This is a genomic window from Sphingobium sp. SG1 (genome assembly GCF_057063145.1).
The window spans coordinates 1-14,204 of the sequence record NZ_JBVVOJ010000006.1 but is presented as its reverse complement, the minus strand read 5'-3'; the positions used below and the strand labels follow the sequence as shown (position 1 = coordinate 14,204).

The 14,204-nt window shown below is 65.5% G+C and carries 11 protein-coding genes and 1 tRNA gene; 6 read left to right on the top strand and 6 right to left on the bottom strand.

Annotated elements, in window-relative coordinates; translation table 11 throughout:
- Window positions 1-165: 165 nt before the first annotated feature.
- The 4 genes from AC0KVN_RS14445 to AC0KVN_RS14430 form a co-directional block, all read right to left on the bottom strand.
- Complete coding sequence (locus AC0KVN_RS14445) at window positions 166-1,035, bottom strand: FAD:protein FMN transferase (RefSeq protein ID WP_483656186.1); 870 nt, start codon at window positions 1,033-1,035, stop codon at window positions 166-168.
- A gap of 110 nt (window positions 1,036-1,145) precedes the next feature.
- The gene (locus AC0KVN_RS14440) at window positions 1,146-2,027 is read right to left on the bottom strand and encodes a DUF4198 domain-containing protein (RefSeq protein ID WP_278988548.1); all 882 of its coding nucleotides are present in this window, start codon (window positions 2,025-2,027) and stop codon (window positions 1,146-1,148) included.
- A 15-nt stretch (window positions 2,028-2,042) separates the two neighbouring features.
- Complete coding sequence (locus AC0KVN_RS14435; RefSeq protein ID WP_069336671.1) at window positions 2,043-2,576, bottom strand: DUF2271 domain-containing protein; 534 nt, start codon at window positions 2,574-2,576, stop codon at window positions 2,043-2,045.
- A gap of 17 nt (window positions 2,577-2,593) precedes the next feature.
- Window positions 2,594-3,238 carry a PepSY-associated TM helix domain-containing protein gene (locus AC0KVN_RS14430; RefSeq protein WP_435567112.1) on the bottom strand — a complete coding sequence of 215 codons (645 nt, stop codon included), beginning with the start codon at window positions 3,236-3,238 and terminating at the stop codon, window positions 2,594-2,596.
- A 309-nt stretch (window positions 3,239-3,547) separates the two neighbouring features.
- Between AC0KVN_RS14430 and AC0KVN_RS14425 the strand changes: the two genes are divergently transcribed.
- Window positions 3,548-4,669 (top strand): MlaA family lipoprotein, encoded by a 1,122-nt coding sequence (locus AC0KVN_RS14425; RefSeq protein ID WP_435567111.1) that lies wholly within the window; start codon window positions 3,548-3,550, stop codon window positions 4,667-4,669.
- Window positions 4,670-4,774: 105 nt separating this feature from the next.
- Here the strand turns inward: AC0KVN_RS14425 and AC0KVN_RS14420 are convergent, their stop codons facing one another.
- Window positions 4,775-9,436 carry an NAD-glutamate dehydrogenase gene (locus AC0KVN_RS14420; RefSeq protein ID WP_435567110.1) on the bottom strand — a complete coding sequence of 1,554 codons (4,662 nt, stop codon included), beginning with the start codon at window positions 9,434-9,436 and terminating at the stop codon, window positions 4,775-4,777.
- A gap of 332 nt (window positions 9,437-9,768) precedes the next feature.
- A complete protein-coding gene (locus AC0KVN_RS14415; protein ID WP_435567109.1) occupies window positions 9,769-11,043 on the bottom strand; it encodes a PAS domain-containing protein in 1,275 nt (424 codons plus the stop codon).
- A gap of 204 nt (window positions 11,044-11,247) precedes the next feature.
- Here AC0KVN_RS14415 and AC0KVN_RS14410 point away from each other — a divergent pair.
- The 5 genes from AC0KVN_RS14410 (at window position 11,248) to tnpB (ending at window position 14,059) form a co-directional block, all read left to right on the top strand.
- A tRNA-Thr gene (locus AC0KVN_RS14410) sits at window positions 11,248-11,323 on the top strand.
- Between the two features lie 95 nt (window positions 11,324-11,418).
- Entirely contained in the window at window positions 11,419-12,705 is a 1,287-nt protein-coding gene (locus AC0KVN_RS14405; RefSeq protein WP_435567108.1) for a recombinase XerD, read from the top strand.
- Between the two features lie 202 nt (window positions 12,706-12,907).
- Window positions 12,908-13,507, top strand: coding sequence for a hypothetical protein (locus AC0KVN_RS14400; RefSeq protein WP_483656185.1), 600 nt, complete (start codon window positions 12,908-12,910; stop codon window positions 13,505-13,507).
- Window positions 13,470-13,709 (top strand): hypothetical protein, encoded by a 240-nt coding sequence (locus AC0KVN_RS14395; protein ID WP_483656184.1) that lies wholly within the window; start codon window positions 13,470-13,472, stop codon window positions 13,707-13,709. The genes AC0KVN_RS14400 and AC0KVN_RS14395 overlap by 38 nt, the downstream gene beginning before the upstream one ends.
- On the top strand, window positions 13,706-14,059 hold the full coding sequence (gene tnpB, locus AC0KVN_RS14390) for an IS66 family insertion sequence element accessory protein TnpB (RefSeq protein WP_048578803.1): 354 nt from the start codon (window positions 13,706-13,708) through the stop codon (window positions 14,057-14,059). The genes AC0KVN_RS14395 and tnpB overlap by 4 nt, the downstream gene beginning before the upstream one ends.
- Window positions 14,060-14,204: the final 145 nt, after the last annotated feature.

The window sequence follows — 14,204 nt, the reverse complement described above, 5'->3', positions numbered from 1 at the left end:
GCGCGAAGCGCTGACGGAGGGGCAGGTGCCTCTTAGCGCTGCGCTATCCGGCCTGTGCCCCTCCACCACTCGCTACGCGAGCGGTCCCCCTCCCCGTGACGGGGAGGAATGTCTTGCTCTCACTCAACTCCGCCCTCTGGGGTGCCACGCCGCCTGAAGTCGCCCTCAATCAGCCAGCATCGCGGCGAGGGTGGGGGTCATATATTCCTGGCCGCCGGTTTCGGTGCGCAGGATGAGGCGGGCGGCGAGGTTGTGGCGGGTGGCGAGGGCCATGCCGCGATCGGCGCCCAGTACGGTGATCGCGGTCGCCCAGGCGTCGGCCAGCATGGCGGAGGCGTGGAGGACGGTGACGGCGGCGACGCCCTCCGCAATGGGCGCGCCGGTCGCGGGATCGATGCTGTGCGACAGGCGGCGATCGCCCTCCATCCGGTAGCGCCGATAATCGCCCGAACTGGCCATGGAAAGGCCGCAGAGCGCGACCCGCAGCGTCGGGAGGTCGAGGCCCGGCGGCACTTCGGCATCGACCCACCAGGGCTGGATATCGGGTTTCACCCCTTCGCCGCGTAGTTCGCCGCCAATTTCCACCAGGAAGTTGGGGAGGCCGAGGCTGCGCAGGCAGGCCGCGACCGCGTCGACCGCATAGCCCTTGGCAATGCCGGAAAAATCGAGCGCGACGTCGGCGGTGCGCCGGGCGCGGTCGCCATTGAGTTCGATGCAGGTCCAGGGCGCGACCGAAGCGGTGGCGCTGCCGCCGGCGAGCGCCGGGCCGAAGCCCCAGCGCGCGACGATGCCGCCGATCGCCGGGTCGAAGGCGCCGTTCGACAGGCGGGCCATGGACAGGCCGGCGCTCAGCACGCCCATCATCGCGGGCGGCAGGCGGGTCCATTGGCCGATCGGGCTGCGGTTGAAGCGGCTGATGTCGGAGCCGGCTTCCCAATTGCTCATCTCGCCGATGACGGCGGCCAGCACGGCCTCGACATGGGCCTGGCAGTCGGCGGGCGGATCGACGATGCGGGCCGACCATGTGGTGCCCATGGTCGGTCCGCCCAAAGTGACGATAGCGCCCTGACGCTGGCGCCCGGCAAATTGCTCGGGCGACAGGTCGGGCGCTATCGCGATCCGGACGGGATGGCCGGCGGGCCGGGTCAGGGCGCCAGCACTTCCAGCGTGGTGATGTAGGAGGCGCGCTTCTGCGGCGGGCCGGCCGGCGGTGCGGGCGGTGCGCCCTCCGGCTTGCCGCCCTGCGCGCCCGGACCACCGGGGCCGCCGGGGCCACCTTCGCGGCCGCCGCCGGTGCTGGCGTTCAGCCAGTACATGCCGGGGGCGCCCCATTTGACGGCCAGCTTGCCATCCTTGTCGGTGACGAGGTCCATCTGGCCCAGCGCATCGCGATAGCGGATGCCGCCGGGGATGACGGTGACCTTGAGGTCGGCGGCGGGCTTGCCGTCGAGCAGGAACTGGAAGGTCGCGGTCTCGCCCGACACCAGGTCATTGGGATGGGTCACCGGGACCAGTTCGATGCCGGTGCCGGTCGGCTTGAAGATGGTGGTGGTCGGCGCGCCCAGCGTCACGAAGATCTCGTTGCGGTTGCTCGCCTCGGCGGTCTGGACATTGGTGGCGCCGGCCGGGATCGCCTGGGCCAGATTGGCCTTGGTGGTGCCGCGCGGCAGGCGCTCCTGCTTGCCGTTCAGGGTGTAGCTGCCCATCACCATGGTCGAGACATTGGCGATGCGATAGGTGCCGGGCTTGGTCAGATGCACGTCGAAGGTCGAACGATATTTGCCGGTGGCGGCATTTTCGATCTTGCCGGTGGTGCCATCCGGCTCGGTCACGGCGATGCCGTCGGTGCGCATCGGGAAATGTTCGAAATAGAAGAGGTCGTTGGAGACCGCCGCGTCGACCGTCACCCAGCTGTCGGTGCCCGACAGGGTGGTGGAGGAGGGCAGCATCCACTGGCGGTGGGCCTGGGCCGCGCCGGAGAGCATCAGGGCGGCAAGCGCGCCCGCGATCAGATATTTGGCTTTCATGGTCTTTGTCCCCTGTTACTTGCCGAAGCTGACGCTGACGGCGCCGAGTTCGCTGCTGCCCTGTGCCTTGGCGGCGACGCCGGGCTTGGCCGGCCAGGTGAAGGGCAGGCGGACCAGTTCGCGGCCGCCGACTTCACGGGCGGCTTCCACCACCAGCGTATATTTGCCCGGACCCAGGGCGCCGAGCGGCCCCTTGCCGGCGGTGAAGGCGATCTTCTGGTCGCCCGGCGCGCGGGTCGCGCCCGATACGCCATCGGCCGGGAAGCTCATCGTGCGGCCGGACACGCGCCACCACTGGCGGATGTCGCGCAGCCATTTGGTGCCTTCGCCCTTGGCCTTGTCGACATCATACCAGACCGCGAGCGTGCGGGGGGCGGCGCCCTCCTTCTCCAGCCAGATGGCGACATAGGGGCGGTGATATTCGGCGACCGACAGGCGCGGGATATTGACCGTGACGGTCATGGTCTGCGCGGCGGCCGGTGCGGCCAGCGCACCGGTGGCGCCAAGCGCGGCACCGCCGGACAGGATGAGCTTGGGACTGATCTGCATGGAAAGATGGACCCCCGTTAGTGGATGAAGAGGATGGCGAGCAGCGCCGGCAGCGCAAGCCCGATCGCGACCAGCGGCCAGGTGCTCGGCCGCTTGGCGGCGTGAAGCTGGAGCAGCAGCAGGCCGGTCAGCGCGAACAGGAAGCAGGCGATTGCGAAGACATCGATGAACCATTTCCACACGGTGCCGGCATTGCGGCCCTTGTGCAGGTCGTTGAGATAGCTGACCCAGCCACGGCTGGTCGCTTCGCTGGTGACCTTGCCGTCATGCCGGTCGATCGACACCCAGCCATCGCCGCCGGGACGCGGCAGGGCGAGATAGACTTCGTCCGCCGACCATTCCGCCTCGCCTGCGCCGCTCTGGCCGATTTCCTTTTCGACCCATTGGGCGATCGGGGCGGGCAGGGGCTTCTTGGCATCGGGCGCATCATCGGCCGCGACCAGCTTGCGCAGCGGGGCGGGCAGGGTGGCGCTCTTCTCGACGGTCTGGGGCGAACCCTCGACATCGGCGGCGTGGTTGAGGGTGATGCCGGTGAAGGCGAATAGCAGCAGGCCGATCAGGCTGATCGCCGAACTCACCCAATGCCAGGTATGCAGCTGCTTCAGCCAGAATGCCTTGGCGCTCTTCTTTTTCTTGGGCTGGGCGCGGGCGGGAGCGTGCATCGAGGGAAGGGCGAGTCCTGTGGGAAATGAGGTGGCCCGAATAACGCGAACGACTCGCAATTGCAAACCGCTCGCAACAGGAAAAATGTATCAAAATGTAAGCGGTCGGGAACCAAAGCGCCGCACGCGCGTCTCCGCCTGCCGCCTCCGTCTTGACCACCATACTTGACGGGTGCGGCACGCCCCCCTAGCGAAATCAGCTTGGACAGCGATGTCGCGGGGATGCAATGTCTGTTTATCGGCCCTTATCCAGGCCGTTGCTGGCCGTTGGGCCCGTCGTCCAGACGGGGCCGTGACAAGGGACGATTTATGCTGCTTTCGGTTGCCGCCACTGGAATGATGCTGATGGCGGGACAGGGGGAGGTCGTGGACAGCGGCGCTCCGGTGGTGCCGGCTGCGGCCGTGGCACCTGCGCCGGCGGAAACGCCCCAGACTGGTCCTGCCGACCCGATCCAGCCCGCCCAGATGCCGGCACAGGCGCCGTCACCCGACAGTCCCTATCCGCCGCCGGTCGTGCTGCCGACGCTGAGCCCGATTGCGGAGCAGCCCAAGGAAGAGGTTCCGGTCGATCCCAATGCGATCGTCGTGACCGGCGATACCGGCCTGCGCAAGCGCGATCCCTTCGCCGCGATCAACGAACAGTCTTTCGAAGCGGTCCAGGCCGTCGACAAGGCGCTGATCGAGCCGGTGGCCAAGGCCTATAACAAGGGCCTGCCGCGCCCGGTGCGCAAGGGGCTGCGCAACTTCTTCTCGAACCTGGGCGAGCCGGTGGTGTTCGCGGCCTATATGCTGCAGTTCAAGCCGGGCAAGGCGTTCGAGACGGCCGGTCGCTTCGCGATCAACACGACTCTGGGCTTTGTCGGCCTGTTCGACGTTGCCAAGCGCAAGCCGTTCAACCTGCCCTATCGCCCCAATGGCCTCGCGAACACGCTGGGCTTCTATGGCGTGGGGCCGGGGCCGTACATGTATCTGCCGCTGGTCGGCCCGACGACGCTGCGCGACATCATCGGCGACACGGTCGACAAGATGATCCTGCCCTTCGCGGTGGGCAAGCCCTTCACCCAGCCCACGGTCGTCATCCCGATGGCGGTGCTGGACCAACTGGGCGAGCGCGCGGCGTTCGACGAGCGCATCCAGGCGATCCGTTCCGACGACAATCCCTATGGCAGCTATCGCGACCTCTATCTCAACCAGCGCAAGGCGGAGATCGAGGCGCTGCACGGTCGCTACACGCCGGGTGTGACGCCGGTCTATGGTCCGGGGCTGCGCGTGCCGGGCAAGGACAAGTCGGCAGCCGATGCGCCGGCCGCTGTGGCGCCGGAGGCTGCAGAGCCGGCACCGGCGCCTGCTGCTGCGCCGGCACCCGAACCGGCCCCCGCACCGGCGCCCAAGCCGCTGATGGTGCAGCCGCTGCCCGCCGATCCGCGCTGATCGCATCGAAGGCACAGAAAAGAAAAAGGCGCCCGATCACTGGATCGGGCGCCTTTTTTCTGGGGTGCTGAAACCCCTTCCCTCTGACGGGAAGGGGCGATGGCCTCAGCGGCCGAGCAGGCCGCGGGCCTGACCGGCGATTTCCGCGAGCATCGCGACATTGGGCGATGCCGCTGCCTTGGCGCGCTGCACCAGGGCGCGGAACTGCTGGATGCGCGCACCGCGCTCGATCAGCCATTTCTCGACATGGTCCGATACGTCCTTGCCCTTGCCCTGGGCCAGGAAGTCGAGCCGCACCTGCTGCATGTCGCGCGCGACGCCGGAGATGAGCAGGCGCTCCCACGGATCGGTCGGTTCCATGCGGGCGGCGGCCGACTGGACCCAGTCGATGCCGACAGCCTCGCCCAGATGGGTGAAGGCGCGGGTCAGCGCGATCTCGTCCATCTTCAGGCGGCCGGCGAGCGCGGCGATGCCGACCGCGCCGTCCAGCTTGAACAGGCCGGCGGTGCGCACTGCCAGCGTGTCCGGTGCGCCGAGCGAGAGCAGGCGATCGGTAACGGCAGTGACGCGACGCAGCGCTTCGCTGGTGAGCAGGTCGTCGACCTGGTTGGCGAGCGTTTCGACGCCCTTGGCCAGGATCGCATGGCCGGCGTCCGGCAGCGTGCCGGCCGGCACGCTGCGCAGGATGTCGGCGATCTGCGCGCGCATGCCGCTGGCGATGTCGCCGAACAGGGCCAGGCGGGCGGCTTCCGACATGTCGGCCGCGTCGATATCCGCCCACAGGGTGCGGATGTCGTAGAGACGCTCAGCGATCAGGAAGGCGCTGGCGAGATCGGCGAGCGAGCAGCCCTCTTCTTCCGCCAGTTCGAAGGGATGGATGATGCCGAGGCGGTTGACGATGCGGTTCGCAACCTTGGTGGCGATGATCTCCTTCTTGAGCGCATGGGCCGCGATCGCATCGGCTTCCTTCTCCTGCATCGCGGCAGGGAAGGCGGCGGCCAGTTCCGCGCCCATGCTGGGATCGGTGGCAAGGTCGCCATGTTCGATCGCGTCCTGCAGCGCCAGCTTGGCGGTGGAGAGCAGCACGGCGAGTTCGGGGCGGGTGAGGCCCTGGCCATCCTGGCCACGCCGCAGCAACTGGTCATTGGCGGCCAGCCCTTCGACCTGGCGGTCGAGACGGCCGGTTTCCTCGAACGTCTCGATCAGCCGGACATAGGAGGCAAGGTCCGCCGCGCCGCCGCTTTCGGCGATCGACAGGCCGAGCGCCTGAAGCCGGTTATCCTCCAGCACGATCGCACCGACCGCATCGGTCATGCTTTCGAGCAGGGCATTGCGCTTGTCGAAGGGCAGGCGGCCTTCCGCCATTTCCTTGTTCAGCGCGATCTTGATGTTGACCTCATTATCCGAGCAGTCGACGCCGGCACTATTGTCGATGAAGTCGGTGTTGATCCGCCCGCCATGCAGCGAGAAGGCGATGCGCCCGGCCTGAGTGGTGCCAAGGTTCGCGCCTTCGCCCACCACCTTGACGCGCAGCTGTTCGGCATTGACGCGCAGCCGGTCATTGGCCGGGTCGCCGACATCGCCATGGCTCTGCGCGGCGGCCTTCACATAGGTGCCGATGCCGCCGAACCACAGCAGGTCGTTGGGGCTCTTGAGGATGGCGGAGATGAGCGCGGTCGGCTCCATCTCGCTTTCGGTCACGCCCAGGATTTCCTGCACCTGCGGGGTGAGCGGGATCTTCTTGAGGCTGCGGGCGAACACGCCGCCGCCCTCGGAGATCAGGCCCTTGTCATAATCCTCCCAGCTGGAGCGGGGCAGGGCGAACATGCGGTTGCGCTCTTCCCAGCTCTTGGCCGGATCGGGATTGGGGTCGAGGAAGATATGGCGATGGTCGAAGGCGGCGACCAGCTTGATCGCCTTGCTGAGCAGCATGCCGTTGCCGAACACGTCGCCCGACATGTCGCCGCAGCCCACGACCTTGACCGGCTCGCTCTGCACATCGACGCCCATTTCGGCGAAGTGCCGCTGGACGCTGATCCAGGCGCCCTTGGCGGTGATGCCCATCGCCTTGTGGTCATAGCCGTTGGAGCCGCCGCTGGCGAAGGCGTCGCCCAGCCAGAAGTCCCGTTCCAGCGCGATTGCATTGGCGACGTCGCTGAAGGTCGCGGTGCCCTTGTCGGCGGCGACCACGAAATAGGGATCGTCGCCATCGCGCACCACCACCTGGGCGGGGTGCTTCACCTTGTTCTTCACGATATTGTCGGTGATCGACAGCAAGGTGCGGATGAAGATGCGATAGCTTTCCGTGCCTTCGGCGAACCAGGCATCGCGGTCGACCTGCGGATTGGGCAGTTGCTTGGGGTAGAAGCCGCCCTTCGCGCCGGTCGGCACGATGACAGCGTTCTTGACACGTTGCGCCTTCATCAGGCCCAGGATTTCGGTGCGGAAATCGTCGCGACGGTCGGACCAGCGCAGGCCGCCACGGGCGACCGGACCGGCGCGCAGATGGATGCCCTCGACGCGCGGGCTGTAGACCCAGATTTCCCGCCAGGGCAGCGGCGCCGGCAGGCCGGGGACCAGGGCGCTGTCGATCTTGAACGCCAGCGCCTCGGCCGCAGCCGGGGCATAGAAGTTGGTGCGCAGCGTCGCGGTGATGACGGCGCGGATCAGGCGCAGCACGCGATCCTCGTCGATCGAGCTGACCTGTTCCAGGCCCGCGTCGATCTCCGCCTGGATGGCGGTCGCCTTGTCGCTGCCGTCCTGCGCGGCGGGATCGTGCAGCGCTTCGAACAGGGCGACAAGATTGCGGGCGACGCCCTGTTCACGGCGCAGCGTGTCGGCAAAGGTCGCCATGCCAAAGGCGGTGCCGGTCTGGCGCAGATAGCGGAACAGCGCGCGGAACAGCACCACCGCGCGCGGCGCGAAGCCGGCGGTGACGATCAGTTCGTTGAACCTGTCATTTTCGGCGACGCCTTCGATCACCTGGGCGATCGCCTCGGTCACCACTTCGGCGCGGTCGACCACCGCCTGGGCATCGCCGCCGGCCGGCAGTTCCAGCACGAAGCGCTGGACATGGCCGAGCGCGCCGCCGTCGATCGGCGTGGTCATCTCGTCGATCACGCGGAAACCGAAATTCTCGAAGGCGGGGACGACTTCGGACAGGGCGATCGCGTCATGGCTGTAGAGCTTGAGGCGCAGCCGTTCGGCACTGTCTTCCGGATTGCGATAGATGCGGATCGACTTGTCGCCCGGACCCGACAGGCCGTGGATCAGGCGGATGTCGACCGCCGCCTCGACCGGGCCGGCGCCGTTGCGATAGGCCATCGGGAAGCCGGGGGCGAAGCGCTGGGCCAGCGCCGCGGCGCGGCCGGCTTCCTCGCTTTCGGCCAGCGCTTCCTCGACGGCGGGCAGCCAGCCGCGCACCATCTGCTTGAGCTGGCGATCGAGCGCGGCATCATCGGGCACCACGCCGCCGTCGCGCAGGTCGAGGGTGATGCGCAGCAGCGCCAGGCCGCCTTCCTCCAGCGCGATCGACCAGCTCAATACCGGGCCATTCGCCGCCTTGGCCAGCATGTCCTGGATCGCGACGCGGCGCGCAGTCGACAGTTCGTCGCGCGGCAGCCAGACAAAGGCATAGAGGTGACGGGCGAGCGCGCTGGTGGCGAGCACCAGCTTGGGGCGCGGCCGGTCGGTCAGCGACATGAAGGTGAGCGCCAGATGCTCCAGCGTGTCGCGCTCGAAGCCGATCAATATGTCATGCGGCAGGGTGGTGAGCGCATGGGCCAGCGTCTTGCCGGCATGGCCGGCCGGGTCGAAGCCATATTTGTCCATCAGCGCCGACAGGGCCGAGCGCAGCAGCGGCACCTTTTCCGGTGAGGCGGCGAGCGCCGCGCTGGTCCACATGCCGGCGTGGATCGACAGGCCGGTGACGCTCTTGCCCTCGCGCACCGGCAGGATGATGAGGTCCAGCAACACGCCGCGATGGACGCGCGAGAGGATGTTGGACTTGATGATGAGCGGGCTGCGCTTGCCTTCCTCGAACCAGGTGAAGGCGGCTTCGCGCGAGGCCGGCGCGATCATCGGCTTGTCGCGCAGCGCGCAGATGCCCAGCCGCTCTTCCGAGGTGCCGACGCGGCTGCACAGTTCATGGCCGATCTGGGTGAAATGGCCCGCGAGGAACCAGCGCAGCAGCGCGGCGCCTTCATCGTCGGTGACGGCATTGGCGTCGGCCGACATGGCTTCCTGCATGCGCGGCCAGTCGCGCACGGCGACGCGAACGTCGGCCAGCGTGTCTTCCAGCGCCTTTTCGAGCGCGCGGCGGGCCTTTGCGTCGGCCCGGTCGGCCTCGATATAGATCATCGATTCCCGCAACGCGCCCGGCGCATCATCGTCCAGGATCGCGGACAGGGTGCCATCGGCGCCGCGCGATATCGACAGAACGGGGTGGAGCAGCCGGTGGATGCTGATGTCTGCCGCCGCGAGCGTGGTGGCGATCGAATCGACCAGGAAGGGCATGTCGTCATTGATCAGCGCGATCCGCATGAAGCGGCCGGTGGCGCCTTCGCCCAGCGTCTCGATCGCGATACCGGGCTGGCCGGCCTTGCGCGCATTGGCGGTGCGACCGAGGAAGGCCGCAGCGGCGGCGATGGCCGCCTGATCAAATCCCTCGCTCTCGCCGGGCAGGGCGCCCTTTGCCAGGACGCCTTCCAGCGCCGCCCGAACAGTTGAATCGACTTCCTTGATATTGGGATCAGCCAGCGCCGTCATTCGCCTACCTCTTAGCCGCGGGGAAATGTCCCGCCGTTGCCGAAACGGAGGAGGCGCTGGAACACCGCCAGACGACTCCTTGTCCTAGGGGCCTCTATATGCCCCTCTCACCGGATCGTCTCAAGTATTGGTCGAAATAAAATTTCGCGCGCGTGAAATATTATGATGCAGCGCAGCATGGTCGGGCCGCCCGTTACTGGCGGATATCGATGTCCGGAAGGCATGGCCCGAAGAGCAGGCATGTCCCTATGCACTTGGAAAGCCGCGATGTCACGCCAAGATGGCGCGTTTACGCCACGGCTGGGGGTGAGGGCCGGCGCCGAGGCAAAATCTCAGTCGGCGGCGGCCAGGATCACGCGCTGACCCAGGTCCGACCCTTCCGGCAGCGCGCCGACGATCGCCAGCGTGCCATCCGCCTCGCGCCGGGCGACGACGACGGCCAGGCCGTCATTGTCGGTGGCGACGGCCAGCGGATCGAGCGCGGTGGCGCATTTCATCGTGTCGCGGGCGGTCTGGCGCTTGTCGGGGCGGGCGGGCATGTCCGCCCGGCGGGCCGCACGCTCGTCGCGGACCAGGGCCTTGAGGCCGCCATCATAACCGGCCAGATAGGCGGCGAAGCTGCCGACCGGCAGGCTGGCGATCGCGGCATGATCCAGCGCGGTCGCATATTCGGTGATGCGCGTCTTGTCATAGGTGGCGCCGAAGACCAGCTTGATGACGGCGGTCATCGGGCTGCGCGCCTGCGCCTTGATGCCATAATCTTCCAGCAGTTCGGCATATTCCTCGGCCGAACGACGGGTCACCAGCGCGAAATCATAAGCAAGGCCGATCGCGCGATAGAGGGCGGCGTGGCTGCGCGCTTCGCTGGTGCGGGCCTTTTCCGCGCCTTCGCGGGCGAGCGCCAGCCAGTCGGCGAGCGGCGCATCCTCGGTCGGCATCTCCATGCCGGCCAGATCCAGCACATCGTCATCCTCGTCCGCGCCCGGACCATCGGCCCAGATCGGCGCATCGCTGCGCGCCGGGGGATTGTGCAGCAAATTGGTGTCGACCTCGCGCTCGATCGCGACCGACAAAGCGTGGCTGGCCATTTCCTTCCAGTTGATCACGCCGAACACGAAGTCGATCGAATCGCTCTGCGCGGAAAAGGGCATCAGGATGCCACGATAGAGAATCTCGCGGCCGCGCTGGTTGATGAACTCCGCCTCGAATCCGATCGGCGCGGCATTGGCGATGATCTGGAGATAATGATCGGTCAGGCGCGACAGCAGCGAACGTGGCGGGACATCGGCGATATGGCCGATCGGCCCCTCGATCTCGCATTCCTCGCGCAGCGCGGTGCCGAGATAGACGATCGCGGGATTCTCGATGCCGGCGGTGAAATCGAGCAGCACGCTATAGGGACCGAAATCGTCCATCTGATCGGGCGAAAGATCCTCGATCAGGGGCAGGGCGCGATCGCCCAGCAGCGACGCCCAATAATTATAGGCGCGCACCTGCATGCGCCGTTCCTCATATCCCACGGCGAGCGGACGGTCGATCGCGGCATCACCGGGATATTCGAAATCGTCCTGGTCGTTGGCGACGTCATGCCCCCGCAGAATGTCCATCCGGTCGGTCCTTGGAACAGAGAATAAGCGACTTTGCGCAAGGCTGTGCCACGGGGATGGTAAACATGCCGTAAATTCGCGTGCAAAAGCGGATGGATGGCGCGCAATATCGGTCGATTGCGCTGCGACGGCGGGGGCGGGGGCAAGAAAGTGCATTTGGGCGCTTGTCCAATCGCCCGACCGCTGTTATCTGCCCGCGCCAGTGCCGCTTTAGCTCAGTTGGTAGAGCATCGCATTCGTAATGCGAGGGTCACGTGTTCGAGTCACGTAAGCGGCACCATTCCTCATTTAAGATGAGGATTTCTCAGGAAAAAACCGGATTTCTGCGATTTCTAGGCCTGCCAGGGTACATGGCATGGGTACAAGGAATCTGCTATGGGTTGGCTCGTGAAGCACATCCAGAACCATCCGGGAGGTAGAAAATCCTTCCGCCGTCTATTTCCAAATCATCTCCGGCCGTACCTTCATGGGACCCAACTGCGGATATCGTTGGGCCATCCTGAATCTCCGGATTTCCTGAAGCGCTATGATGCGGCAGTGAAGCAGTATGACCGCGAAGTCGCGCTAGCTGTGCGTAAGCATTCGGGGCAATTCAATGACCTGTCTCCCGAACTCGCCAAGTACCTTTGTGAGGCATGGATTTCTGCAGAACTGGAACTGGACGAGGAGGTTCGGTGGGTAGATCGGCCTAGCGCCAGAAAAAGGGAAGCGCGAGCGAACTTCATCGTCGAAATCGCGGAGGAGCTTGAGGAGGCAAAATCCTTGAGAGCGCTCGGAGATATTGAGGCGATAGCGGCGCTGTGGGGCGGTCCAGCGAAAGAGCACGCAGAAGAGCTTGGCTTCATCGTTGATACCAGAACCGCTGAATTTTCCGCTTATGTGCGGGCGTTTCACAATGCCCAGATCGAAACGTGGCAGTCCATCCTGGCGCGGTTGGACGGCAAAGACGTTCCTACGCCAGTCGAGCCAGAAGCGCCGCAAGCAAAATCGGTAGAGCAGAAGCCGCCGGTTCATCTCATGCCGACCTTTGAGGCGTATACGGCCGCTCAGGGCGTGTCTCCCGGTGTCCGTAAGGAGTGGCGCAGCTATATTCAGAGTCTGATCGGCTTCTTGGGGCATGATGATGCCCGTCTGATAACTCGTGATGATTTGGCCCGTTGGCGTGACCATTTGTTGGAAACTCCGGGGCGGCAAGGGAAGCTGCGTAAGCCCGTGACGGTGCGCGATAAGTATGTGACTGCGGTGCGCTGCACATTGGCGTGGGCGACCGAAGAAAAGATGCTTGCTGAAAACGTCGCTCACGGGCTGAAAGTGCGCATTCCTAAAAGCACGATTACTCGGGATAAGGATTTCACCGCCGAAGAGGCTTTGGCAATTTTGCGGGCCAGCCTTGAACCTCCAAAGGGCAGGCTCTCAGCTCCTTACGTCAGGGCGCGGCGCTGGATACCGTGGCTCTGTGCTTACAGCGGCGCTCGGGTGAATGAACTTAGCCAACTCCGCAAACAGGACATCATAGAAGTGGAGGGCGTCTGGGTAATGAAAATTACGCCCGATGCCGGAACTGTGAAGACCAGAGTGGCCAGGGAGGTTCCCTTGCATTCGCACGTCATTGAGCAAGGCTTACCTTCCGCGACACATGCAGATCACGCGCGATCGCCTTGATCGCCTTCCCGCCGGCATACTCACGCCGGATACGAACCACTGTCTCCAAAACCAACATCCCGATCTCGCCGCATGAACTTCCACGCGACTGTGTAAGCTATCGAAATGAGGGGTCCCTTTTAGACGCCGATCACCCCGCTAACGGGGTCCTTTTTGCACGCCGATCCACAGCGCTCGCCGCGTGGTTGTGAAGAGCCGGATCGTGAAGCTGGGCAGGGGCATGGCTGCCGCCGCGCATCTTCGTTATCTCCAGCGCGACGGCACGACCCGCGAGGGCGAGCGCGGCTCGCTCTATGGCCGCGACGACGATCGGCTCGACAGCAAGTCCTTCCTCGAACGATCGGCCGGCGACCGCCACCAGTTCCGCTTCATCGTCGCCCCGGAGGATGGCGCACAATATCATGACCTGAAGCCGGTGGTCCGCCGCCTGATGGAACAGGCCGAGAAAGACCTGGGCACGAAACTCGACTGGGTGGCAGTCGATCATTTCAACACCGGCCATCCCCACAGCCATGTCATCGTGCGCGGCAAGGATGAGACCGGCAAGGATCTGGTCATCGCCCGGGACTATATGACCCAGGGCCTTCGCACCCGGGCGACCGAGATCGTCTCCCTCGACCTGGGCCCTCGCACTAGCCAAGAGATCGCTGCCAGCGTGGCGAGAGAAGTCGAGCAGGAGCGCTTCACCAGCATCGACGGGACATTGATGCGAGAGGCGAATGAAGAAGGCGTCATCATCGTCACCAAGGCCGATCCGGGCCAACATGCTTCGCTCATTGGGCGGCTATGCGTGGCGGCATGACAGCATTCCGGGCAAGCGCCTGGCCAGCAAGAAGCTGGGTTTCGTTCCGGCGGTGGTTGAAGATGCGGACGGCTCCGGCTCGGCTGATGGTGGAGGCGATGAGATCGTGATCCGCACGGCAAGGCTGGCGATCCATGTGCCGCCAGGGGTGAGCGAGGAACATATCGCCCGTGTGCTTGCCGCAGTGAGCCGGTCGGGATGATCATCCCGCCAGGGCCGCTTAAGGTGATGGTGGCGACAAAACCGGTCGACTTCAGGAAAGGGGCCGTCAGCCTGGCGGCGCTGGTCGAGCATGAACTCGGACTTAAACCCTTCTCGGGGGTAGTCTTCATCTTCCGCTCCAAGCGGGCGAACAGGATCAAGCTCCTGGTCTGGGATGGCAGCGGCCTGGTGCTCGTGAGCAAGGTTTTGCAGACTGGGGGCTTCCATTGGCCACGGGCACAGGATGGCGTGATGCGGCTGTCGGCATCACAGGCGTCAGCCTTGTTCGAAGGGCTGCAGTGGTCGAAAATGCACACGCCGCGCGCTCAGGCTCCGGTGACGACGCGATAGGTCGCAAGCCTGATTCCCCTGATCGAAATGCCATTGCGGACTGCCCGGAAACTGCCAGAAATAGGGCATGTCCGCCACGGCAGCCGACCTTCCTGACGATGTCGCCATTCTCAAGGCGATGGTCCTGGCCGGCCTCGAGCGTGAA

Bases quoted from the DNA above. Each gene is read 5' to 3' on its own strand.
- AC0KVN_RS14435 (WP_069336671.1), bottom strand. From the start codon at position 2,576: ATGCAGATCAGTCCCAAGCTCATCCTGTCCGGCGGTGCCGCGCTTGGC.
- AC0KVN_RS14445 (WP_483656186.1), bottom strand. From the start codon at position 1,035: ATGGGCACCACATGGTCGGCCCGCATCGTCGATCCGCCCGCCGACTGC.
- AC0KVN_RS14425 (WP_435567111.1), top strand. From the start codon at position 3,548: ATGCTGCTTTCGGTTGCCGCCACTGGAATGATGCTGATGGCGGGACAG.
- AC0KVN_RS14415 (WP_435567109.1), bottom strand. From the start codon at position 11,043: ATGGACATTCTGCGGGGGCATGACGTCGCCAACGACCAGGACGATTTC.
- AC0KVN_RS14430 (WP_435567112.1), bottom strand. From the start codon at position 3,238: ATGCACGCTCCCGCCCGCGCCCAGCCCAAGAAAAAGAAGAGCGCCAAG.
- AC0KVN_RS14420 (WP_435567110.1), bottom strand. From the start codon at position 9,436: ATGACGGCGCTGGCTGATCCCAATATCAAGGAAGTCGATTCAACTGTT.
- AC0KVN_RS14405 (WP_435567108.1), top strand. From the start codon at position 11,419: ATGGGTTGGCTCGTGAAGCACATCCAGAACCATCCGGGAGGTAGAAAA.
- AC0KVN_RS14440 (WP_278988548.1), bottom strand. From the start codon at position 2,027: ATGAAAGCCAAATATCTGATCGCGGGCGCGCTTGCCGCCCTGATGCTC.
- AC0KVN_RS14395 (WP_483656184.1), top strand. From the start codon at position 13,470: ATGCTTCGCTCATTGGGCGGCTATGCGTGGCGGCATGACAGCATTCCG.
- tnpB (WP_048578803.1), top strand. From the start codon at position 13,706: ATGATCATCCCGCCAGGGCCGCTTAAGGTGATGGTGGCGACAAAACCG.